General features: G+C 61.8%; 22 protein-coding genes. 9 read left to right on the top strand and 13 right to left on the bottom strand.

Going from position 1 to position 19,403, the window contains the following annotated elements:
* The first annotated feature begins 46 nt into the window (after positions 1–46).
* On the top strand, positions 47–1,636 hold the full coding sequence (locus AC4CWH_RS11420; protein WP_491318826.1) for a helicase HerA-like C-terminal domain-containing protein: 1,590 nt from the start codon (positions 47–49) through the stop codon (positions 1,634–1,636).
* A 55-nt stretch (positions 1,637–1,691) separates the two neighbouring features.
* Here AC4CWH_RS11420 and AC4CWH_RS11415 read toward each other — a convergent pair whose 3' ends face one another.
* The 3 genes from AC4CWH_RS11415 to soxR all read right to left on the bottom strand — a co-directional run bounded on the left by AC4CWH_RS11415 (position 1,692) and on the right by soxR (position 3,404).
* Positions 1,692–2,330, bottom strand: a complete 639-nt coding sequence (locus tag AC4CWH_RS11415) for a glutathione S-transferase family protein (protein WP_491318825.1) — start codon at positions 2,328–2,330, stop codon at positions 1,692–1,694.
* 109 nt (positions 2,331–2,439) lie between these two features.
* On the bottom strand, positions 2,440–2,742 hold the full coding sequence (locus AC4CWH_RS11410; protein WP_210103172.1) for an alkylphosphonate utilization protein: 303 nt from the start codon (positions 2,740–2,742) through the stop codon (positions 2,440–2,442).
* A 212-nt stretch (positions 2,743–2,954) separates the two neighbouring features.
* A complete protein-coding gene (gene soxR, locus AC4CWH_RS11405; RefSeq protein WP_491318824.1) occupies positions 2,955–3,404 on the bottom strand; it encodes a redox-sensitive transcriptional activator SoxR in 450 nt (149 codons plus the stop codon).
* A gap of 86 nt (positions 3,405–3,490) precedes the next feature.
* Here soxR and AC4CWH_RS11400 point away from each other — a divergent pair, with 86 nt between their 5' ends.
* A complete protein-coding gene (locus AC4CWH_RS11400; RefSeq protein WP_491318823.1) occupies positions 3,491–4,939 on the top strand; it encodes an MFS transporter in 1,449 nt (482 codons plus the stop codon).
* Between the two features lie 32 nt (positions 4,940–4,971).
* Here the strand turns inward: AC4CWH_RS11400 and AC4CWH_RS11395 are convergent, their stop codons facing one another.
* Positions 4,972–5,778 (bottom strand): VOC family protein, encoded by an 807-nt coding sequence (locus AC4CWH_RS11395; protein ID WP_491318822.1) that lies wholly within the window; start codon positions 5,776–5,778, stop codon positions 4,972–4,974.
* A gap of 17 nt (positions 5,779–5,795) precedes the next feature.
* Positions 5,796–6,533 (bottom strand): DUF899 domain-containing protein, encoded by a 738-nt coding sequence (locus AC4CWH_RS11390; protein ID WP_491318821.1) that lies wholly within the window; start codon positions 6,531–6,533, stop codon positions 5,796–5,798.
* A gap of 66 nt (positions 6,534–6,599) precedes the next feature.
* On the opposite strand from AC4CWH_RS11390, the gene AC4CWH_RS11385 reads away from it, so the two are divergent.
* Positions 6,600–7,046 carry a MarR family winged helix-turn-helix transcriptional regulator gene (locus tag AC4CWH_RS11385; RefSeq protein ID WP_491318820.1) on the top strand — a complete coding sequence of 149 codons (447 nt, stop codon included), beginning with the start codon at positions 6,600–6,602 and terminating at the stop codon, positions 7,044–7,046.
* 6 nt (positions 7,047–7,052) lie between these two features.
* Here the strand turns inward: AC4CWH_RS11385 and AC4CWH_RS11380 are convergent, their stop codons facing one another.
* The 3 genes from AC4CWH_RS11380 to AC4CWH_RS11370 form a co-directional block, all read right to left on the bottom strand.
* Positions 7,053–7,814: an RES family NAD+ phosphorylase gene (locus AC4CWH_RS11380; protein ID WP_491318819.1), complete on the bottom strand. Its 762-nt coding sequence runs from the start codon at positions 7,812–7,814 to the stop codon at positions 7,053–7,055.
* Positions 7,774–8,178, bottom strand: a complete 405-nt coding sequence (locus tag AC4CWH_RS11375) for an antitoxin Xre-like helix-turn-helix domain-containing protein (RefSeq protein ID WP_491318818.1) — start codon at positions 8,176–8,178, stop codon at positions 7,774–7,776. The genes AC4CWH_RS11380 and AC4CWH_RS11375 overlap by 41 nt, the downstream gene beginning before the upstream one ends.
* 102 nt (positions 8,179–8,280) lie before the next feature.
* A complete protein-coding gene (locus tag AC4CWH_RS11370; protein WP_491282133.1) occupies positions 8,281–8,703 on the bottom strand; it encodes an organic hydroperoxide resistance protein in 423 nt (140 codons plus the stop codon).
* Positions 8,704–8,902: 199 nt separating this feature from the next.
* Here AC4CWH_RS11370 and AC4CWH_RS11365 point away from each other — a divergent pair, with 199 nt between their 5' ends.
* Both AC4CWH_RS11365 and AC4CWH_RS11360 read left to right on the top strand, forming a co-directional pair.
* Entirely contained in the window at positions 8,903–9,361 is a 459-nt protein-coding gene (locus tag AC4CWH_RS11365) for a MarR family winged helix-turn-helix transcriptional regulator (protein ID WP_491282132.1), read from the top strand.
* Positions 9,362–9,804: 443 nt separating this feature from the next.
* Positions 9,805–10,392 carry a YqaA family protein gene (locus AC4CWH_RS11360; protein ID WP_491318817.1) on the top strand — a complete coding sequence of 196 codons (588 nt, stop codon included), beginning with the start codon at positions 9,805–9,807 and terminating at the stop codon, positions 10,390–10,392.
* A gap of 51 nt (positions 10,393–10,443) precedes the next feature.
* On the opposite strand, the gene AC4CWH_RS11355 is transcribed toward AC4CWH_RS11360, so the two are convergent.
* The 3 genes from AC4CWH_RS11355 to AC4CWH_RS11345 form a co-directional block, all read right to left on the bottom strand.
* On the bottom strand, positions 10,444–11,271 hold the full coding sequence (locus tag AC4CWH_RS11355; protein WP_491318816.1) for an aldo/keto reductase: 828 nt from the start codon (positions 11,269–11,271) through the stop codon (positions 10,444–10,446).
* A gap of 92 nt (positions 11,272–11,363) precedes the next feature.
* Complete coding sequence (locus tag AC4CWH_RS11350) at positions 11,364–12,401, bottom strand: aldo/keto reductase (RefSeq protein ID WP_491318815.1); 1,038 nt, start codon at positions 12,399–12,401, stop codon at positions 11,364–11,366.
* Positions 12,402–12,439: 38 nt separating this feature from the next.
* On the bottom strand, positions 12,440–13,627 hold the full coding sequence (locus AC4CWH_RS11345) for an MFS transporter (protein ID WP_491318814.1): 1,188 nt from the start codon (positions 13,625–13,627) through the stop codon (positions 12,440–12,442).
* A 142-nt stretch (positions 13,628–13,769) separates the two neighbouring features.
* Here AC4CWH_RS11345 and AC4CWH_RS11340 point away from each other — a divergent pair, with 142 nt between their 5' ends.
* Entirely contained in the window at positions 13,770–14,678 is a 909-nt protein-coding gene (locus tag AC4CWH_RS11340) for a LysR family transcriptional regulator (RefSeq protein WP_491318813.1), read from the top strand.
* A gap of 6 nt (positions 14,679–14,684) precedes the next feature.
* Here the strand turns inward: AC4CWH_RS11340 and AC4CWH_RS11335 are convergent, their stop codons facing one another.
* Together AC4CWH_RS11335 and AC4CWH_RS11330 are read right to left on the bottom strand one after the other, a co-directional pair.
* Positions 14,685–15,377: an exopolysaccharide biosynthesis protein gene (locus AC4CWH_RS11335; RefSeq protein ID WP_491318812.1), complete on the bottom strand. Its 693-nt coding sequence runs from the start codon at positions 15,375–15,377 to the stop codon at positions 14,685–14,687.
* Positions 15,378–15,423: 46 nt separating this feature from the next.
* Complete coding sequence (locus tag AC4CWH_RS11330; protein ID WP_491318811.1) at positions 15,424–16,977, bottom strand: phospholipase D-like domain-containing protein; 1,554 nt, start codon at positions 16,975–16,977, stop codon at positions 15,424–15,426.
* A 185-nt stretch (positions 16,978–17,162) separates the two neighbouring features.
* Between AC4CWH_RS11330 and AC4CWH_RS11325 the strand changes: the two genes are divergently transcribed.
* The 3 genes from AC4CWH_RS11325 (at position 17,163) to AC4CWH_RS11315 (ending at position 19,188) form a co-directional block, all read left to right on the top strand.
* Positions 17,163–17,285, top strand: coding sequence for a hypothetical protein (locus AC4CWH_RS11325; protein WP_491282124.1), 123 nt, complete (start codon positions 17,163–17,165; stop codon positions 17,283–17,285).
* Positions 17,286–17,482: 197 nt separating this feature from the next.
* Positions 17,483–18,358 carry a branched-chain amino acid aminotransferase gene (locus AC4CWH_RS11320; RefSeq protein ID WP_491318810.1) on the top strand — a complete coding sequence of 292 codons (876 nt, stop codon included), beginning with the start codon at positions 17,483–17,485 and terminating at the stop codon, positions 18,356–18,358.
* Positions 18,359–18,585: 227 nt separating this feature from the next.
* The gene (locus tag AC4CWH_RS11315; protein ID WP_491318809.1) at positions 18,586–19,188 is read left to right on the top strand and encodes a superoxide dismutase; all 603 of its coding nucleotides are present in this window, start codon (positions 18,586–18,588) and stop codon (positions 19,186–19,188) included.
* The last annotated feature ends 215 nt before the right edge of the window (positions 19,189–19,403 follow it).

Here is a 19,403-nt window from a genome sequence, read left to right as displayed (position 1 = left end):
TATAAAGTCCAATACGCGCTAACGCTGACGCAAGGGGGCCGGTTGCATGGTCGATCAGGGAAAACTCTTTATCGGCGCCAGCCGCAATCCCGATGATACGCTGGCAAAAGCGGAATATCTCGACCTCAGATTCGCCAATCGCCACGGATTGGTGACGGGTGCGACCGGCACCGGCAAGACGGTGACGCTGCAGGTGCTGGCGGAAGGGTTTTCGGCCGCCGGCGTGCCGGTGTTCTGCTCGGATATCAAGGGCGACCTTTCCGGCATCGCAGCGGTTGGAGAGCCGAAGGATTTTTTGCTGAAACGTGCCGAGGATATTTCGTTTTCCGACTATGACAATGCCGCCTTTCCGGTGATCTTCTGGGATCTCTACGGTGAAAAGGGGCATCGCGTGCGCTCGACCGTGGCCGAGATGGGGCCGCTTCTTCTGGCGCGCCTGATGGATGCCAGCGACGCGCAGGAGGGTGTTCTCAACATCGCCTTCAAAATAGCCGACGAGGGTGGCCTGCCGCTGATGGACCTGAAGGACCTGCAGGCGCTCCTCTCCTACATGGCCGAACAGGCCTCGGAAATTTCCGCCCGTTTCGGTTTTGTCTCGAAAGCCTCCATCGGCTCGCTGCAGCGCGGGCTGCTTGTGCTGGAACAGCAGGGCGCCGACCAGTTTTTTGGCGAACCGGCGCTGAAGATCGAGGATATCATGCGCCTTGCGCCGGATGGGCGCGGCATGGTCTCGGTGCTTGCCGCCGACCGGCTGATGATGAACCCGAGGCTCTACGCCACCTTCCTGCTCTGGCTTCTGTCGGAACTGTTCGAGGAACTGCCTGAAGTGGGCGACCCGGAAAAACCGCGCCTCGTGTTTTTCTTCGATGAGGCGCATCTGTTGTTTTCCGAGGCGCCGAAGGTGCTGCTGGAGCGGGTGGAACAGGTGGTGCGGCTCATCCGCTCCAAGGGTGTCGGCGTTTATTTCATCACGCAGAACCCGCTCGATGTGCCCGAAACCGTGCTCGCCCAGCTCGGCAACCGGGTGCAGCACGCACTGCGCGCCTATACGCCGCGCGAGCAGAAGGCGGTAAAGACGGCGGCCGACACATTTCGCGCCAACCCGGATTTTTCCACCGCCGAGGTGATCACCACGCTTGGCACCGGTGAGGCGCTGGTTTCCACTCTGGAAGCCAAGGGCGCGCCCTCCATCGTCGCCCGCACCCTCATCCGCCCGCCCTCGGCCCGCATCGGACCGCTAACGGATGCCGAGCGCGCCGCCATTCTGGCCGACAGCCCGGTCGCCGGCCTCTATGACGAAGACCTCGACCGCGAGTCCGCCTTCGAGATCTTGATGGCACGGGCGGGAAAGGCGGTGGGCAAAGCCCCGTCCACCCGCGCCCGGCCCGCCACCACAACGGCCCCGAGGGATGAGGACACACCAGACAATAACAGCGCCGCCGGCCGCTGGAAACTGCCGGGTTTTGGCACGGAGGGTGAAGAAACCGACGATGCCCGCCGCACCCCGTCCGCGAGACGCGGTGGATACCAGCGCGAAACGGTTATCGAGGCCGCGATGAAAAGTGCCGCCCGCTCGGTAGCAAGCCAGGTGGGCCGGGCGCTGGTGCGAGGGATTTTGGGGAGTTTGAAGCGGTAGGCCGATCTGAAACCGGGCTACCAGATACGCGAGATCACGCCAGACCGCACGAAAACTAAGACGGTTGAGTTGCAGCCATTGAAGGCCGCGATGCCATGCGGGCCCACCATTCCTGCAGGTTTGCGTGCTGGCGGATGAGGTCCGCTCCCTCGGGTGCCATCAGGAAATAGTCGAACATGGGAGCGGCATACAAATCGGCGAGCGTCAGTTGTTCGCCAACGAGCCATGGGGCATCTCCCATCAATTGAGACATCGCCATCAAGCAGTTTCGTGCTTTCGGGAGCGCCGCGACCAACGTGTCCTCGTCTGTGGGAACGCCTCTGCCGGGCTTTGATACCCGCTCCACATAAACGCCCCACACGAGATGAGGATAGGCATAGTTGTCAGCAATGCTGATGAGTTGATTGCATCTTGCGCGGTGCAGCGGGTCCAAGGGCTGAAGGTGCGGCCCCTCGAAAGCTTCATCGATATATCGAGTGATCGCACTCGTCTCATAAAGACTGATGTCCTGATGCTCGAAGGCCGGAATGCGTCCGAACGGGTGCCTTGCCAGGTAGTCGGCTGGAGGGCCACCCTCTGCAAAAATATCGATCGGAACAAGCTGATGTTCGATGCCTTTCTCGATCAGGCACAGTCGAGCAATCCGGACGTAAACGCTGTAATCTGCTCCGAAGAGGCGCGGCGGTGTTGTCATTTGCTCACCTTCGTGTCGTTGCGAATGCCTTTGGATCCAAGGCAAGCCGCATCCATGATCGTTCATGCCAAGGCAGCTCAGACATCACCCCCGCCCCAAATTCCGCCCTTTACCGCTTGCGCACGAATTCCGTGCGCAGCACGAGGCCCTTGATGGCGTCGTGGCGGCAGTCGATTTCTTCGGGGTTGTCGGTGAGGCGGATCGATTTGATCACGGTGCCCTGCTTCAGCGTCTGGCCGGCACCCTTGACCTTCAGGTCCTTGATGAGGGTGACGCTGTCGCCATTCTGCAGCACGGTGCCGGCGGAATCGACCACTTCGGCTGCCTTGGCGGCCGCGGCGGCCAGTTCCGAGGCCGGACGCCATTCGCCGGTTGCTTCGTCATAGATATAGTCGTCGTCATCGCCAGCCATAGCCGCGTGCTCCCTGATCGCTTGTTTGAAAAATCGGATAAGCGGGCTTAGGCCCCTCGACGGCAGATGTCAAAGCGGGCGTTTCTGCCGGGGAAGGAAGAGCGTCAGTCTCTTGGTGGGGCTGGGCAAGTCAAAGCAAGTCATCGGCAAAATGGGGGCAAGATCGGGGACAAGATCTGGGTGAAGAACAGCCGCACGCTCAATCCGCCTGCTCAGTCCTGCCGCCCGGTCAGCAGATGCGCGCCGGCGCCCTTTTGCGACAAGCGGTCCTCGCCATTGCGCAGGGGACACTGATCGAGCGACAGGCAGCCGCAGCCGATGCAGCCGGCCAGATTGTCGCGCAGGCGGGTCAACTGGTCGATGCGGGTGTTCAGCGCCTCATGCCAGCTGGCCGACAGCTTTTGCCAGTGGCGGGCGGTTGGCGTGCGCCCCTCCGGCAGTGTTGAGAAGGCCTGCGAAATATCCTGCAGCGTCAGGCCGGCGGATTGGGCAACGCGGATGATGGCGATGCGCCTCAGCACATCGCGACCATAACGCCGATGGCCGGCAGCGGTGCGGCTCGCCCGGATCAGGCCTTCCGCCTCGTAAAAATGCAGGGCCGAAACGGCAACGCCGCTGCGCCGCGCAATCTCGCCCACCGACATCTCCCGTGATAGCGTCATGGCGGCGTTTCCTCTCTTGACCTCAACTGCACTTGAGGTCTTACAGGCTTTGTCCGACACGTAAACCGAAAAGGATCGGACAGGGCATGCAACAGGCATCAGGTGAGGGCAGTACCGACGGATTGGACCCGGGCGTTCCGTGCGAAGGGGAGGGTGCCGCAAGGCGTGCCGTGGCCTCAGCGGCCGGGCCTGCCAAGAAAGGGCTTGCCAAGACGGCGGCGGTGAAAGAGGTCGAAGCCGAGGGGCCGGTGGCCGGCTGGCGTGCGCTTCTGGCGGCCCCTTATGGAATGCGTCTTGCGGCGCTTTCGGTGGGCATCGGCCTGCATGCCTTCAACGAGGTGGCAATCGCCCCGGTTCTGCCGCTCGCGCTGGAAGGGCTGAACGGCGTCGTTCTCCTGCCTTATGTTTATGCGGTGTTTTTTACCCTAGTGATTGCCGGCGGGCTTTCCGCCTCGCCGCTTCGGCGCCGCTTTGGCGCCATGCGCGGGCTCATGCTGGCGGGCGTGCTCTATTGCGTCGGCATTCTGGCGCAGGTTCTGGCGCCCAATGCCGGGCTGCTCATCCTCGGGCGGGCGCTGCAGGGGCTGGCGGATGGCTGGATCGTGGCGCTCTGCTACAGCCTGATCAGCGATCTTTTTCCAAAACATCTGGTGCCAAAGGTGTTTGCCGTGGAAGCCATGGTCTGGGCGGTGGCAGCCGTGCTCGGGCCGTTTGCCGGCGGGCTGACGGTGGAATTTTTCGGCTGGCGGGCGGCCCTTGCCGTCAGCCTGCCCTGCCTTGTGCTGTTCTTTGTTGTTCTGCCACAGGCGCTGCGGCAGGAGGCGGGCGAAGCGTCGGCTGCACCTGCCACGACGCAGGCAAAGGCGTCGAGGACCGGCAGGCGTTCGTTCCGGCTCCTGCCGCCAAGATTCTTTTCGGTTTCCTCCACCGTCGGGCGCGGCAGCTGGCTGCTGTTTCTGATGACGGCAGCGCAAAGCGTTTCCACCGTTTTCCTCGCCTATAGCCTGCATCATATCATCGGTCTTGCGCCGGTTCGCGTCGGGCTGGTGCTGATCACGCTGTCGCTCACCTGGAGCGTGGTTGCCATCCCCGTCGGCAGCGTGGAGAAGGAGGCATGGCGCGAAAAGATCCTGCGGGTCGGACCGCTCTTGCAACTCGCTGGTGTCGCCTGTGTCGGAACAGGTCTTTATCAGACCTTCCTGCCGCTGGTGCTTGCGGGCCAGATGTTGAACGGGGCAGCCTTTGCCATGGTGTTTGCCAGCACCAGCCAGGCCGTCATCGAGGATGCCGCCCCCGAGCATCGCATGACGACGGCCTCGCTTCTACCCTCGCTTGAAACGAGCGGTTATGTGATGGGCGGCAGCGTCATGGCCGGCCTCAGCAGCGGTTTTGCCATTCCCCAGCGGCTGGCCGGCTTAGGCCCGCATCCGGATGTGCTGCTGCTCTGGGGTGGCGCCGGCTGTCTGTCGCTTCTGGCGTTTCTTGCGGCGCGGGGGGTGCGGCTGAAGCCCACGCGAGCGGCGATGGACGGCTGAAGGTCTTCAGCCGCCACCTTTTACCAAAACCATCAGGCGGCGGTGGAGACCAGCGAAAAATAGGCGCCCTGCGGATCCTGCGCGTTGACGATGACGCTTCCGCCGGGAACCGGCATCGGGCCATTGATCACCGTGCCGCCGCCTTGCGTGATGGCGGCAACGGCCGGCGTCATGGCGGCAACAGTGATGTAATAGCCCCAGTGGGCGACGGGCACCTGCGGCGGCCGTGTCATCATGCCGCCGATGGCGGTGCCGTGATGGGCAAAGATCAGGTATTGCCCCATCGCGCCCATATCCACCGCATGGTCCAGCGTCCAGCCGAACATTTTTCCGTAAAAGGCCAGCGCTTCCTCTCCATCATTGGCAAACAGTTCATACCAGCCGATGGTGCCGGGGGAGCCCGGGTGCGGTTCGGGCGGGGCATTGTCCATCGGTGCCGGCGTCATCAGGCAAAGAACGGCGCCGTGCGGATCGGCCACCACGGAAAAACGTCCGATATCAGGAATATCCTCCGGCGCGCGCATGATGGCGCCGCCTTCTTCGGCAAAACGCTGCGTCATCGCATCGACGTCATCCACGGCGACATAACCCGTCCAGTTCGGCGGCACCTGGCCTTTCATCTCGGCTGGAATATCCATCATGCCGGCCACGCCACAGGGTTCCGCGCCCCCATTCGTGTTGAAGATGTGGTAACGCATCTCATCCGCTCCGGGCGGATCCGACATCGGCATCTCCACCACCGTCCAGCCGGTCACGGCTTTGTAGAAGCGTGTGGCGGCCTCGGTGTCGCTGGTCATCAGCTCGCACCAGATGAATTTCCCATGGGTTTTGGAGGGCATGACAATTCCTTCTCGTGTCACTGGCAGCAGCTGGCGGGGGGAATGAAAACGGGGGCGGGCTCGTATTCATCGTGGCGCTTGACGAAATTCATCGTTGAACTTTCGTTGCGCCCCAAAGGTGCCTGATCGAGCATCATCAGCGTGCCCAACCCTTCCTCGCCACCGCGGGCATAACTCGAATAGGTGTGAAAGATCTCGCCCTTGTCGTTGCGGTAGAAGCTGGAACTGCCGGGCAGTTCGTCATGCGCCTTGGCGCTCGGCGTTTCCCGGTAATTGTAGAAGACGGAACCGTTCGCAAGCTGCTCCTTGGTGAAGGACACGCCGAAATCAAAGTTGAAATCGCTGCCGAAGGAAGAGACCCAGGGGAAGTGCCAGCCCATGCGGCGCCTGTAGGCCTCGATCTTTTGAAGCGGCGCGCGCGAGGCGCAGGTCAGCGTCACGTCGTGATGGTTGAGATGCACAAGCGTGCCATCCAGATGATCGGCAAAGAAGGAGCAGCCGGTGCAGCCGGCATCCCAATCGGGACCGAACATGAAGTGGTAGACGATCAGCTGGCTGCGGCCGTCAAACAGGTCGCTGAGCGATTTTTGGCCCGTGGGCGTATCGAACCGGTAGTCCTTGTCGATTTTGACCCAGGGCAGCGCCAGGCGCTCGCGGTTTACGGTGTCGCGAAACCGCGTCACCTCTTTTTCCCGCAGCAGAAGCGCCTTGCGCGCCTCCAGCCATTCTTCCTTCGAGACTACGGCATGCTCCATATCGCCCTCCCGGCAATCATGTGTGGCTCGTCTTGACAATTGGGTTGATATCAACATAAATCAGTTATGTCAAACCCCGCAGTGATTCCTTTTTCGACAACCCTTCATGTTCGCGACACCTGCCTTTGCCTGCATGTGCAGCGCGCCGCCCGCGCACTGGCGCGAAAATTCGATGCCGCGCTTCGCCCGCTGGGTCTCACCAACGGCCAGTTTTCGCTGATGATGTCTCTCAACCGGCCGCAGCCGGCGCCGATGGGTTCGGTCGCGACCCTTCTCGACATGGACCGCACGACGCTGACGGCGGCGCTGAAGCCGCTGCAGAGGCGCGGCCTGATCGAGGTGATCGCCGACCCCAAGGACGCCCGCAGCCGGCTTTTGACATTGACGCCGGAGGGCATTTCGCTGCTTGCCGAAGCCGTGCCGATCTGGACTGCAACGCATGGCGTGGTGGATGAGGGGCTGGGCGAGGGTGGCTCGCAGCGGCTGCGCGCAGATCTTGCAAAGATCCGGTGAGCGGCGTCAGGAAAAGCGGGCGGCGATACGCGGATCGGCGCGAAAATCGGTGAGATCAAAACCAAATCGCTGACGCGGAAAATCGCAGAGCGCCTGCACGTGGCCGGCCGAAAGGTGCATGCGCAACGCCTGCCGCTGCACCGGTTCGCGGGCGCCAAAGCCGCGTGCATCGAGAAGCGCAAGGTTCTGCCCGCCTTTGGGGTCACGCACCGAGCGGTAGAGGATGGCGTCCAGCCCGGCGGCCCGCGCGACATCGGCAAACGTCTGGCAGGCGGCGTAATCCGTGGGATGCTCGAAGGTTTTTCCATCTGCCGAAAGCGGCGGCAGCGTGAGATCGATGCCGTTTTCCGTGTCGATGCGGGCCGCGAACGCCGTGTAGTCGCTGGCATTGGCCGGCAGTGGCGTCGCGGGAGATTCGGCGTAAAACAGCAGCCGGTAAAAGGCCATTTCCGCCACGGCCGTCTGAAGCGTGGCGGCGGCGTAAAACACGCCCAAGGTTTTTCCGGCGCGGCGAAAGCGCGAACCGGTCGGATAAAGCGCACCGTAACGGAAGGGCGTGGCCAGCAGATAATCAAGCCCCCGCGCTTGGCTCGGGAAGGCCGGCTTGGTTTCCTCCAGCAAGTCTTCAAGGCGCGATTGCTCGTCGGCGGTATCGACAAGCTTCATCGTGGACACCTGATGCTGTGCCTCCACCAGACGCCAGAAATGTCCGTGGATACCGGTCTTTTCAGACGAGAGCGCGTCGGGCGTCCAGATAGGCGAGAGCATCGATCAGCCCCGATATGGTGAGGATCTTGTCGGCGGGCACGCCGTCGAGCGCCGTGTTGTGGTTTACCATCCAGGCGCGTGCGGTCGCCTCGTCGCCGCCGGTGACCGCATCGAGCGACCGGAACAGGCGGATGAACAGAAGCGCCAGCTCAAAGGCCTTGTCTGTCGGTTGCAACGCAAGGTCCTGCCGCTTCAGCCGCGAAATCGAGGCTTCCGACAGGCCAAGAATGGCGCCGAGCCGCCGGCCGTTGAGACCAAGACGCTCTGCCGCGCGCACCGCAGCCTTGCCGACAACGGCGGCATCTGCCGGAGATGTCTGGCGAACGGGCACTTCCGGCTCGCGCATCAGGCTGTGGTTCTGCATGGGCCACCTTCTTTCCTTAGAAAGACTATAGGGAAAAAACCTCAAAATGCAAGAAAGGGCCGCGCGGACGCGACCCTTTCCAATGTCAGCTGAACGTTCGGATCAGGCAGCCGAGACCGGCACTTCGGTCGAGGTGCGCATGGCGTGGCTGTAGGGGCATACGATATGGGCCTTGGCGATCAGGTCTTCGGCCTGTGCCTTGTCCATGCCGGGGATGTCGACAACGAGCGACACTTCGATGCCAAAACCGGTGCCGTCTTCGCGCGGGCCGATGCCAACCGAGGCGGTGACCTTGGTGTCTTCCGGAACCTTTACCTTTTCCTTGCCGGCCACGTTCTTCAGCGCGCCGAGGAAGCAGGCGGAATAACCGGCGGCAAACAGCTGCTCGGGGTTGGTGCCGGTGGCGCCATCGCCGCCGAGTTCCTTCGGAACCGTCAGCGTCACGTCAAGCACGCCGTTTTCGGATACGGCGCGGCCGGCGCGGCCACCAGTTGCGGATGCCTTGGTCGTGTAGAGGATAGCCATGATCGTCTCCTTGGTTGGTGTCAGGCTTGCCCTGACGTCGGGTTCTATTTATTGTGTGTAATTGAATTGCGCACAATATAATTATGCGCATTGAAGTCCCACGTCAAGCCTGCGACAATAGGAAAGTTAGGGCAGGGCGCGGCAATGTCAGGGGTAGCCGCCGATAAAGGCCGGAAAACTGCGGAAAGGCTTGAAGAAAATGAGCGATGTGAGCGAAAACAGCGAGCAGATCCGCCTGCAGCAAATGTTGTGCTTTGCCCTTTACGGCGCATCGCATGCCTTTTCGCGCGCCTACAAGCCGCTACTTGAGCCGCTGGGGCTGACCTATCCGCAATACCTCGTCATGATCAGCCTCTGGGAAAAGGATGGCCAGCCGGTCAAGGGGCTGGGCGAGGCGCTGGATCTGGATTCCGGCACGCTGTCGCCGCTTCTGAAACGGCTGGAACAGGCCGGCCTCGTGACCCGCACCCGTGCCGAAAAGGACGAACGGCAGGTGATCATCATGCTCACCGAAAAGGGCCGCCTGCTGCAACGCGACGCCGCCGGCGTGACGGCGGCGATCGGTGAGGCCACCGGCTGCACGCGTGCCCAGGTGGATGAGCTTCGCGACAGCCTTGCGACGCTGAAGACGATGCTGGTTGAAAGCGGCAGCCGGTAAGGGGAGGCGGCTTGCCCTCTCCTTTGGGGGCAGGGCAATGGCATATCAGACAAGTCCCCTCTCGCCCCGCCCACAAGGGCAGAGTTATTGCATTTCAGATAAGACCCTCTCTGCCCTGCCGGGCATCTCCCCCACAAGGGGGGAGAACCGACGTGGCAAGCGCGCTGTTCCTGCATCAGACGGCGCGGCTGGGTTAAGCCCTCCCCCTTGTGGGGAGGGTTTGGGAGGGGACTTTCTTCATCTGTAATAGCCCTGGTTGGGCAGAAGGGATTTTGGGGCCAGCCGTGCATTCAATCGTCGGGCGGTATTTACCGTGGTGTCTTGCGCCTGACAGGTGCGGGAGGTAACCGTGGCCACACTGTTTTGATGACGAACCGCCGCCGGTTGATTGATCCCAAGCGCTGCTGCGGCATTTTTTGAACATGCCAAAGGATGTTTTCCGCATGCTTCGTAATCTCTACGCCTGGACCATGGCGCTTGCCGCGCGAAAAGCCGCCGCCTGGTGGCTTGGCATCATCGCCTTTGTTGAAAGTTCTTTTTTCCTGGTCCCCGCCGATGTGCTCTTTGTGCCCATGGTGCTGGCGCGCCCACGCCGGGCGTATTTTTACGCGACGATTGCCACCATCGCCTCGGTGCTTGGCGGCATTCTCGGCTGGACCATCGGCCATTATGCCTTTGAGGCCATCGCCCGCCCGGTGCTGACCTTTTATGGCAAGCTCGACACCTTTGAGGGGCTGGCGCATTCGGTGGACTGGAAGACCATCCTCATCCTGCTGGTCACCTCAGGCCTTGCGCATCTGCCGCCCATCAAGGTGGTGACGATCCTCTCGGGCGTTGCCAATTTCAACCTCGGCCTGTTCATCCTCTCGGCGATCGTCGCCCGCGGCGCCCGCTTTTTCGCGCTGGCCTGGCTGCTCAACAGCTATGGCGAGGAGATGCGCCACTTCATCGAAAAACGCCTGTCGCTGATTTCAGGTGTGGTGGCCGGCGTGCTGATCGTGGTTTACGCAGCCTACATGTTCCTGCATTGAGGTTTCTCCACGCGGCGCATCGGCCGCGTGAAGAAGTTTTCCAAAAAAACATCAATCCCAGTGCGGCGGACGAAGGTGGCCGGGGTTGACGATACGGCCATCCGGCCGTGCCAGTCCCTTGATCGCCGCCATCTCCTCGTCGGAGAGTTCGAAGTCGAAAATGTCGTAGTTTTCGGCAAGGCGGCTTTCGGTGGCCGTCTTGGAAAGCGCAATCACGCCGTCCTGCTGCACGGCCCATCTGAGTGTCACCTGGGCTGCCGTCTTGCCATGGCGGGCGCCGATCTCCTTCAAAAGCGGATCATTCGGCACCTTGCCATCGGCCATCAGGTAATAGGCGGTCAGCGAAATGCCCTTGGCCCGCGCTGCCTCAAGCAGTTTCGACTGATCGAGATAGGGGTGGAATTCCACCTGATTGGTGGCAATTGGCGCGTCCGAAAGCTTTGCCGCTTCCTCCATCATCGCGATGTTGAAGTTGGAAATGCCGATATTGCGGACCTTGCCGGCCTTATGGACAGCGTTCAGGCTGTCCATCCGCTCGCCAAGCGGCACGTCGCTCTGTGGCCAGTGGAGAAGCAGAAGGTCGACATAATCGGTCTTCAGCTTTTTGAGGCTCTCGTCGACGGAGGCTGCAAAATCGGCCTTGGCGTACTTGTCGACCCAAACCTTGGTGGTGAGAAAGATATCGGTGCGGGCAATGCCGGAGCCTGAAATCGCCTGTCCCACTTCCGCTTCGTTGCCATAGATCTGGGCGGTATCGACATGGCGAAAGCCAAGCTCGAGCGCCTTTGGCAGAACGCGCAGGATGTCGGCGCCCGGCATGCGGAAGGTGCCAAAGCCCAGCGCTGGAATCTGGGCGCCATTGGCGGTGACTGAATGCATGAAATGCTCCCTTTGAGATTGTGGATCGGCGCGCATGCGCCATGAAGGGTGTCTTTTGTAGATGGGCTGGAATGGGCGCAGTTCAACCCGCCTCAGCCGGCAAGCGGCGGATCAAGGCGGGCAAAACCTTCCTGCCGGCGATAGGGAAAATGCGGGTAAGGCGCTGTGACCGCGCTTGCGGCATCGAGCTTTAAGATCTGCTCTGCCGTCAACTGCCAGCCAATCGAGCCGAGGTTCTGGCGCAACTGTTCCTCGTTGCGGGCGCCGATGATGACGGAGGAGACGGTTGGCCGCTGCGTCAGCCAGTTGATGGCCACCTGCGGCACGGTTTTTTCCACTTCCGCTGCAATTTCCTCCAGCGCGTCGATGACGCGGTACAGGTATTCGTCCTCGACGGGCGGGCCGAACTGCGCCGTTTCATGCAGGCGGCTGCCTGTAGGCAGCGGCTTGGCGCGGCCGATCTTTCCGGTGAGGCGGCCCCAGGCAAGCGGGCTCCAGACCAGTGCGCCGAGCCCCTGGTCATGGCCCAGCGGCATCAGGTCCCATTCGTAATCGCGCCCTGCGAGCGAATAATAGACCTGGTGCGCCACATAACGCGTCCAGCCGTGGCGCTCGGCGGCAGCCAGTGATTTCATGATTTGCCAGCCGGAAAAGTTGGAGACGCCGATATAGCGCAGCTTGCCCGCCTTCACCAAGAGGTCGAGCGTCGAGAGAACCTCCTCGACCGGCGTCGAGGCATCGTGCGCGTGCAGCTGAAAAATATCGATATAGTCGGTGCCGAGCCGATTGAGTGCCGCATCGACGCTTGCGATGAGGCGGGCGCGCGAGGTGCCCCAGTCGTTGGGGCCGGAGCCTGTCGGCAAGCCGGCCTTGGTGGAGACCAGCACGCGGTCCCGCCGGCCCTTGATCGCCTTGCCAAGCACCTCTTCGGAGGCGCCGTCGGAATAGACGTCGGCGGTATCGAACAGGGTGACGCCGGCCTCCAGGCAGATGTCGACGAGGCGGCTTGCCTCCTCCACATCCGTGCTGCCCCAGGCGCCAAACAGCGGGCCGGAACCGCCGAAAGTGCCGGCGCCAAAGCTCAAGACCGGCACTTTCAGGCCGGATTTGCCGAGATTGCGGTATTCCATGACAGGATCCTTTGTTGATGGAATGGTTAAGCGAGAGGTCAGGCGGCGCGGGCCGGCGTTGCTGCCTCTGTGGCACGGTCCAGCCCGCCGCTCAGAAGCGTCAGACCGCAGGCGATGGCGACCAGCACGGCGCCAACCAGCGGCGTGGCACCAAGGCCGAGCGGCGAGGCGACCACCAGCCCGCCGATCCACGCACCACCGGCAATGCCGAGATTGAAGGCGGCGATGTTGAGGGCAGACGCCACGTCGACCGCGCCGGGGCGATGACGGCGGGCAAGCTGGACGACGTAAAGCTGAAGGCCCGGCACACTGGCAAAGGAGAGGAAGCCAAGGGCCCCAAGCGTGACGAGCGCCGGCACCGCATAAGGGGCTGTGACGGTGAAGAGGCCAAGCACCAGCGCCTGAAGCGCAAACAGAACGGCCAGCGCCTTCACCGGATTGCGGCCGGCAATGCGCCCGCCGGCAAGGTTGCCGAATGCGATGGCAAGCCCGTAGAGCACAAGCACGAGGCTGACACTTCCCGCTGAAAATCCCGTCACCTCCTGCAGCATGACGGCGAGATAGGTGAAGGTAACGAAGGTGCCGCCATAACCGAAGGCGGTCATGGCATAAACGAGAAGCAACCGGCCGGAGCCCAGCGCGCGCACCTGCTCGAGAAGGCTTGCCGGTGCCGCCTTCGACAGCTTTGACGGCAGAAGGGCGAGAATACCTGCAAAGGCGATGACGCCGAGTCCGGAGACGGCCAGAAACGTCGCGCGCCAGCCAAAATTCTGGCCAATCAGCGTGCCCAGCGGAACGCCGGTGACGATGGCAACCGTCAACCCCATGAACATCAGGGCAATGGCCGAGGCGCGGCGGTTTTCCGGCACAAGGTCTGCGGCAATCGTGGCGCCGACGGAAAAGAATACGCCATGGGCAAAGGCCGACAGCACGCGCCCGACAAGCAGCATGCCGTAACCGGAAGCAAACGCGGCTACGAGATTGCCGAGGATGAACAGCGACATCAGGCCAAGCAGCAGCGGCTTTCGCGCAATGCGGCCAGACAGCGCCGTCAGCACCGGCGCACCAAAAGTGACGCCGAGCGCGTAGATGGACACGATCATGCCGGCGAGCGGCAGGGTGATTTGAAGATCGGAAGCAACCGTCGGCAACAGGCCGACGATGACGAATTCGGTGGTGCCGATCGCATAGGCCGCGATCGTCAGGGCAAAAAGTGCAAGGGGCATGGGCGTCTTCCAAAGGTGGAACAGGGTTTGGTGCAGGCGCTGGCAGAAATTGCCGGTGCCGAAGATCTGCCAAAGAGATAGACGGCCCGCTCACTGTGAACTAGGCTGCGCTTGAGAACATCAGTTGTGAAATGGTTTCACCATGGCCCGATCCGAGATCAACCGTTCCGGCGAAATGGAAGTGTTTGTGGCGGTGGTGGAGGCGCAAGGTTTTTCCGCCGCCGCGCGACGCCTGTCGATGACGCCGTCGGCAGTGAGCAAGCTCGTCACGCGGCTCGAAAAGCGGCTCGGCGCCCGCCTTGTGTCTCGCTCCACCCGGCAGTTTCGGCTGACGCCGGAGGGGCGCGATTTCTTTGATCGCGCCACCGCCATTCTTGCCAGTATCGAGGATGCGGAGCGGGCGGCAGGTGCTGCCGTGGAAGCGGTCGGGCGTATCCGGTTAAACAGCAGTTCGGTCTATTGCACGCATGTGCTCAATCGCCTGCTGCCGCAATTTCTGGCGCTTTATCCGGGCGTCACGCTGGATATTGCCCAGACCGATGCGGTGATTGATCTTCTGGCGGATCATGCGGATGTGGCCGTGCGCACCGGGCCCTTAAAGGCGTCGAGCCTTGTGGCGCGCAAGCTTGGCGAGACGCCGCTTCGGGTCGTAGCCTCCCCGGCCTATCTGAAACGATCCGGCACGCCGCGCCATCCGGCAGACCTTGTCCACCATTCGCTGCTCAGGTTTTCCTATACGCGGAGCATTCGCGAGTGGAATTTCAAAGTGGATGGCGAGGATTTTTCCATTGTTCCAGCCGGTGCCGTGCAGGTGAACGATGGCGAGGGCATGCGCCAGCTGGCGCTTGCAGGCGTCGGTATTGCCCGCATGGGTGCCTTTGCGGTGGCCGATGATATCACCGCCGGCCGCCTCGTGCCGCTGCTTGAAGATTTTGATCCCGGTCATCGCGAGGCGTTTTACGCGGTTTATGTCGGCCAAGGCGGCCCACTGCCGTCGCGGGTGCGCGCGCTTCTCGATTTTCTGGCCGAACACGGTCGCGTCGGGCCATAAGCGGCCTCAGCCGCCGATCAGCCCGCCGGCAAGCACGCTATAGACGAGGTAGATCGCGCCGAGCGATGTGAGGGCGGCAATGCTGGCGATCAGGCCATCGCGGGCCGTCAGCGACAGGCCGAAAAGCGCAATCGTCCCCATCGGGGCGGTGCTCGCAAAGGGCACCAGTTCAAGCGGCGGCACGGTGAAGCAGAGCGCGATGCAAAGCGCTGCCATGCCCTGCAGCCATGGCGGTTTCGTCAGCCATTTTAGCCGCGGCTTGAACAGCCTGTCGGTAAAGCGCGCCACCGGCCGCAGCGTGTCCATCGCCTTGGCCAGCTTTTGCGCGCCGATGGTGCGGCGCTCGGCAAATTGCGGCAACCAGAGATGTTTTCGACCGATGAGGATCTGCACGGCAAACAGCCCGATGACCACGGCAAGCACCGTGGGCAGGCCGGGAATACCACCGATCGGGCTGATCTCGATCAGCGCCGGCACCAGCAGGAACGGCCCGAAACTGCGCTCGCCGATCTGTTCGCGCACGTCGTGAATGCTGACTGCATCCTTCTCGTTCGCGAGGTTTGCAATGGCATCCAGCACGTCGGTCAGGCTTTCCGGTTCCCGTCCGGAAGATTGGTGGTTCCCCGAATTTTGGCTCCCCGAATGGTGGCCTGAAACGGCTGCGGGTGTTGTCCTGTCGTCGCGCGTCCGTGCGTCCATTGGGCTCTTGTCCTTGGCAAAAATCTGCTGCGGCGCGAAAGGGGGATCAATCTTTTGCGTCGGCAATCGGCTTTTCGCTATGCCGTCCAAACAGCCGGCGGCCGAAACGGTTGCGCAGAAAGGCTGATGTCCGGTAACGCAGCCCGGCCGGGCGCTCGGGATCGACCAGATCGGATTCGGCCACCCACTCGTCATCGATCCCCATTTCGCGCTCCTCGATGGGGCGCAGACCCCGCCCGCCGTCTGGTGCATTAAGCGCTTCGATGGTCTTCACCAGAGATCCGCCATGTCGTTCCAGCGTTTCCTCGATGGTTTCGATGGTCTGTCCCAGATGTTCTGCCAGAAGATCGTTACGACGGGTGAGAAGGGTCAGGCTTTCGTCACTCCCGCTCCGGGGGGCTTCCACCAGAATGTCGCATTCGGTGTCATAACCCATGGAGCGGTTGTTGAGATTGGCGGATCCGAGCTTCAGGATGCGGTCATCGGCAATCATGATCTTGGCATGAACATAGATTTCCTTGCCGGCGTGATTGACCGGATAGAAAATGCGGAACCGGTTGTTGTGGTCGGCCTTCCTGACCAGCTTCAGCAGCCGGGCGCGGGCCGTATCCATCGTCTTTTCCTCCAGCCAGCCGCTGGCGCCCATCGGGTTGATGATGACGATTTCCGGGCCATCCGGTTCCTGCAGCCGCTTTGCCATGGCTTCTGCGATGCGGCGCGAGGCAAAATACTGGCTTTCGATATAAAGCGTGCGCCGGGCCGCCGCGATAATGGCAAGCGTGGCCGTCTCGATTTCCACCACCTGCTCATGGTCGGCATATTCCGGGGCCGTGCGGGAAATGCCGATGTCTATGCCCTCGAAATCGGCCGGCAGGTCTTTGGGCCAGAGACCCTCGTTGATGGGAACCGGTTCCAGCATCTGGCCGGTTGCCATCTGCCAGCGCTCGCGCGCAAGGTCACCCAGCGCCTTGGCGGCAGGGCCGGAAAAACAGCTTGTCGCATCATGCCATGGCGGTTCGGCGTGGCCATAGGGCGACAGCCGGTTCGGATCCTCTTGTCGATGGTCCCGCGTATCCCAGCGCCCGACGGTCATGTCGATGCCACCGCAGAAGGCCACGGTATCGTCGATGATCAAGAGCTTCATATGATGGGCGGCAAGGGCAGGGTGGGCGCGGTCGAGCTTCAGGTGGATGCGTTTTGAAAACAGCCAGCGCAACATGTGCAGCGGCGTTTCACCACGCGTGATCGAATGGACAAGCCCGACATCCCATTTGAGGATGCGGATCTGCAGGTCCGGATTCTTTCGCGCCAGATGCTCGAACACGCGGCCGAGCTTGTCCGGGTGCTCGCTTGTATCCTCGCCCGGCACGAGGCGGATGCGCGTATCAAAATCCCAGCCGATCAGCATGATGGAGCGGCGCGCCTGCATCATCATGTCCTTGGCGTGGCGGAAAAAATCGGCGGCATCAACGATCACCGAAAACCTGTCGGCATGCGCGATGCGCCAGCAGGTTTCGGTCTCCACGACAAGGCTCTGAGCGGCAAATATTGCTTTCGCCTCTGCCGGATCGGATGTTCCCTTTGCGGGAAAGCATGTCATGATGTGTTCCGAAGCTGCTGTGAATAGACCGGCGGTTCGTGCCAAAGACGCGGATCGGGGCAGCTTTGTTCCGGGAATTCCGAGGGTGCCATCGAATTTATGCCGCATGAGGGGGCTAGGGTGGCATCAATGAGAGAGCATGAGGGCTGATGAGGATTTCCTGGTGTATTGTATGGTTGGCGGTCTTGATCGCCATCGTCCTTTGTATTCCGCTGATCGAACGGGACGTGGTGCAGAACCACTCGAATACGACGATGCCGCGGCAGGATGCGCCGCTTCTGCCGGCGCCGGCGCAGCAGCGGCCGTGAGGGCGAGCGTTCCTGGCGCCATCACTTTCGGTGATGATTTCATCTATGCCGTTGCTTGCTCTCGTACGGCATGGATAGCTGCCGGCTGCTCGCGAGCAATATTCTTTCGATCCTCTCTGCCCCTTTAAAAAATCCTTGACCTTGCCGTCGGCGCGGGACTTCATTCCCGCCAAATTCGTGCGTTCAAGGAGAATACCATGCCTGTCGATACCACCCCCCGCAGCGCCACCTTCACCTTTGTCGATGGCGATTGGGTGCCCGGCAATCCGCCGCTCATCGGCCCCACCTCGCATGCGATGTGGCTGGGTTCGACTGTGTTTGACGGCGCCCGCTGGTTCGACGGCATGTCTCCCGATCTCGACCTGCATTGCGAGCGCGTCAACCGCTCCGCCACCAACATGGGCATGATGCCTGTCATGGAAGCCAAGGCCATCGAGGCGCTGGCGCTGGAGGGCGTGAAGAAATTCGACGGCAAGACCGCCATCTACATCAAGCCGATGTATTGGGCCGAACACGGTCTGCCTTATTCGGTTGTCGCACCTGATCCGGAATCGACCCGTTTTGCACTTTGCCTGTTCGAAGCACCGATGCACACGGCAAAGCCGTCTTCGCTCACCGTTTCGCCCTATCGCCGCCCCAACCCGGAAGTGGCGATGACCGGCGCCAAGACCGGCAGCCTTTATCCCAATAGCGGCCGCATGATCATCGAGGCGCGCGGCCGCGGTTTCGACAATGCGCTGGCGCGCGACATGAACGGCAACGTCGCCGAAACCGCATCCTCCAACATCTTCCTTGCAAAGGATGGCGTGGTGATGACGCCGGTTGCCAATGGCACGTTTCTGGCCGGCATCACCCGTTCGCGTATCATCAACCTGTTGCGCGGCGCCGGTGTTGAGGTGCGCGAATGCACGTTAACGGTCGATGATTTCATGGCCGCCGACGAGATTTTCACCACCGGCAACTATTCCAAGATCGTGCCGGTCAACCGGCTGGAAAGCCAGGAATTCCAGGAAGGCCCGGTCGCCCGCAAGGCGCTGCAGCTTTATATGGACTGGGCCCGCGCGGCCGCCTGAGTTTGTCTTTGCCAAGGGGCGGGGTCTTGCGGCCTTCGCCCGTCGTCCAAACCCGGCGCGCGCAAAAAATCGCATGCGCCGGGCAAACCAAACACGATCTGAAACGTTAGCGACAGGACACACGAGCGCGTTTAAAATTGCGCTCCGGCCCGTTGCCTCTTGTGGCGCGCGCACCTATGTTCCCGATCACCACTCAGACCGCTGTTTTGCCGAAAAGGAGTAAGATCATGGCTTTTGAACTTCCGGAACTTCCCTACGCCTACGATTCGCTTTCCCCCTACATGTCGGCGGAAACGCTCGAATATCACCACGACAAGCACCACAAGGCCTATGTCGACAACGGCAACAAGCTGGCTGCTGAAGCAGGCTTTGGCGATCTGTCGGTCGAGGAAGTCGTCAAGAAGTCGTTCGGCACCCATGCCGGCCTCTTCAACAATGCTGCCCAGCACTACAACCACATCCATTTCTGGAAGTGGATGAAGAAGGACGGCGGCGGCAACAATCTGCCCGGCAAGCTGCAGGCAGCCATCGACAGCGATCTCGGCGGTTACGACAAGTTCAAGTCCGATTTCATCGCTGCCGGCACCACGCAGTTCGGCTCCGGCTGGGCCTGGCTTTCGGTCAAGGACGGCAAGCTCGTCATCTCGAAAACCCCGAATGGCGAGAACCCGCTGGTTCACGGTGCCGCCCCGATCCTCGGCGTCGACGTGTGGGAACATTCCTACTACATCGACTACCGCAACGCCCGTCCAAAATATCTCGAAGCTTTCGTCGACAGCCTGATCAACTGGGATTACGTGCTGGAAATGTACGAAGCCGCTTCCAAGTAAGCTGCTCGGAAAAGGTTTGAAAGTTGAACGCCCGGCGGGTTTTCCCGCCGGGCGTTTTTGTGTTTTGGGTGGTTGTCCGGCGGCGCGTGTGGTTTTTAGGCTGGGGGCGACTGTCCGGCAGTTCTGGTCGCTGCCGCCTTTGGGGCTACTATGCCGAAGCGTCGGTGGTTGCCGCCCCCTCATCCGGCTGCCGCCACCTTCTCCCCGAGGGGAGA

Source organism: Neorhizobium sp. PAMB6716 (assembly GCF_058242805.1).
The sequence above is the reverse complement of the archived record's forward strand: the minus strand, read 5'-3'. Positions and strand labels throughout refer to the sequence as shown.

Coding starts and splice junctions, on each gene's coding strand:
- AC4CWH_RS11420 (WP_491318826.1), top strand. CDS start 47: ATGGTCGATCAGGGAAAACTCTTTATCGGCGCCAGCCGCAATCCCGAT.
- AC4CWH_RS11415 (WP_491318825.1), bottom strand. CDS start 2,330: ATGACAACACCGCCGCGCCTCTTCGGAGCAGATTACAGCGTTTACGTC.
- AC4CWH_RS11410 (WP_210103172.1), bottom strand. CDS start 2,742: ATGGCTGGCGATGACGACGACTATATCTATGACGAAGCAACCGGCGAA.
- soxR (WP_491318824.1), bottom strand. CDS start 3,404: ATGACGCTATCACGGGAGATGTCGGTGGGCGAGATTGCGCGGCGCAGC.
- AC4CWH_RS11400 (WP_491318823.1), top strand. CDS start 3,491: ATGCAACAGGCATCAGGTGAGGGCAGTACCGACGGATTGGACCCGGGC.
- AC4CWH_RS11395 (WP_491318822.1), bottom strand. CDS start 5,778: ATGCCCTCCAAAACCCATGGGAAATTCATCTGGTGCGAGCTGATGACC.
- AC4CWH_RS11390 (WP_491318821.1), bottom strand. CDS start 6,533: ATGGAGCATGCCGTAGTCTCGAAGGAAGAATGGCTGGAGGCGCGCAAG.
- AC4CWH_RS11385 (WP_491318820.1), top strand. CDS start 6,600: ATGTCAAACCCCGCAGTGATTCCTTTTTCGACAACCCTTCATGTTCGC.
- AC4CWH_RS11380 (WP_491318819.1), bottom strand. CDS start 7,814: ATGCTCTCGCCTATCTGGACGCCCGACGCGCTCTCGTCTGAAAAGACC.
- AC4CWH_RS11375 (WP_491318818.1), bottom strand. CDS start 8,178: ATGCAGAACCACAGCCTGATGCGCGAGCCGGAAGTGCCCGTTCGCCAG.
- AC4CWH_RS11370 (WP_491282133.1), bottom strand. CDS start 8,703: ATGGCTATCCTCTACACGACCAAGGCATCCGCAACTGGTGGCCGCGCC.
- AC4CWH_RS11365 (WP_491282132.1), top strand. CDS start 8,903: ATGAGCGATGTGAGCGAAAACAGCGAGCAGATCCGCCTGCAGCAAATG.
- AC4CWH_RS11360 (WP_491318817.1), top strand. CDS start 9,805: ATGCTTCGTAATCTCTACGCCTGGACCATGGCGCTTGCCGCGCGAAAA.
- AC4CWH_RS11355 (WP_491318816.1), bottom strand. CDS start 11,271: ATGCATTCAGTCACCGCCAATGGCGCCCAGATTCCAGCGCTGGGCTTT.
- AC4CWH_RS11350 (WP_491318815.1), bottom strand. CDS start 12,401: ATGGAATACCGCAATCTCGGCAAATCCGGCCTGAAAGTGCCGGTCTTG.
- AC4CWH_RS11345 (WP_491318814.1), bottom strand. CDS start 13,627: ATGCCCCTTGCACTTTTTGCCCTGACGATCGCGGCCTATGCGATCGGC.
- AC4CWH_RS11340 (WP_491318813.1), top strand. CDS start 13,770: ATGGCCCGATCCGAGATCAACCGTTCCGGCGAAATGGAAGTGTTTGTG.
- AC4CWH_RS11335 (WP_491318812.1), bottom strand. CDS start 15,377: ATGGACGCACGGACGCGCGACGACAGGACAACACCCGCAGCCGTTTCA.
- AC4CWH_RS11330 (WP_491318811.1), bottom strand. CDS start 16,977: ATGACATGCTTTCCCGCAAAGGGAACATCCGATCCGGCAGAGGCGAAA.
- AC4CWH_RS11320 (WP_491318810.1), top strand. CDS start 17,483: ATGCCTGTCGATACCACCCCCCGCAGCGCCACCTTCACCTTTGTCGAT.
- AC4CWH_RS11315 (WP_491318809.1), top strand. CDS start 18,586: ATGGCTTTTGAACTTCCGGAACTTCCCTACGCCTACGATTCGCTTTCC.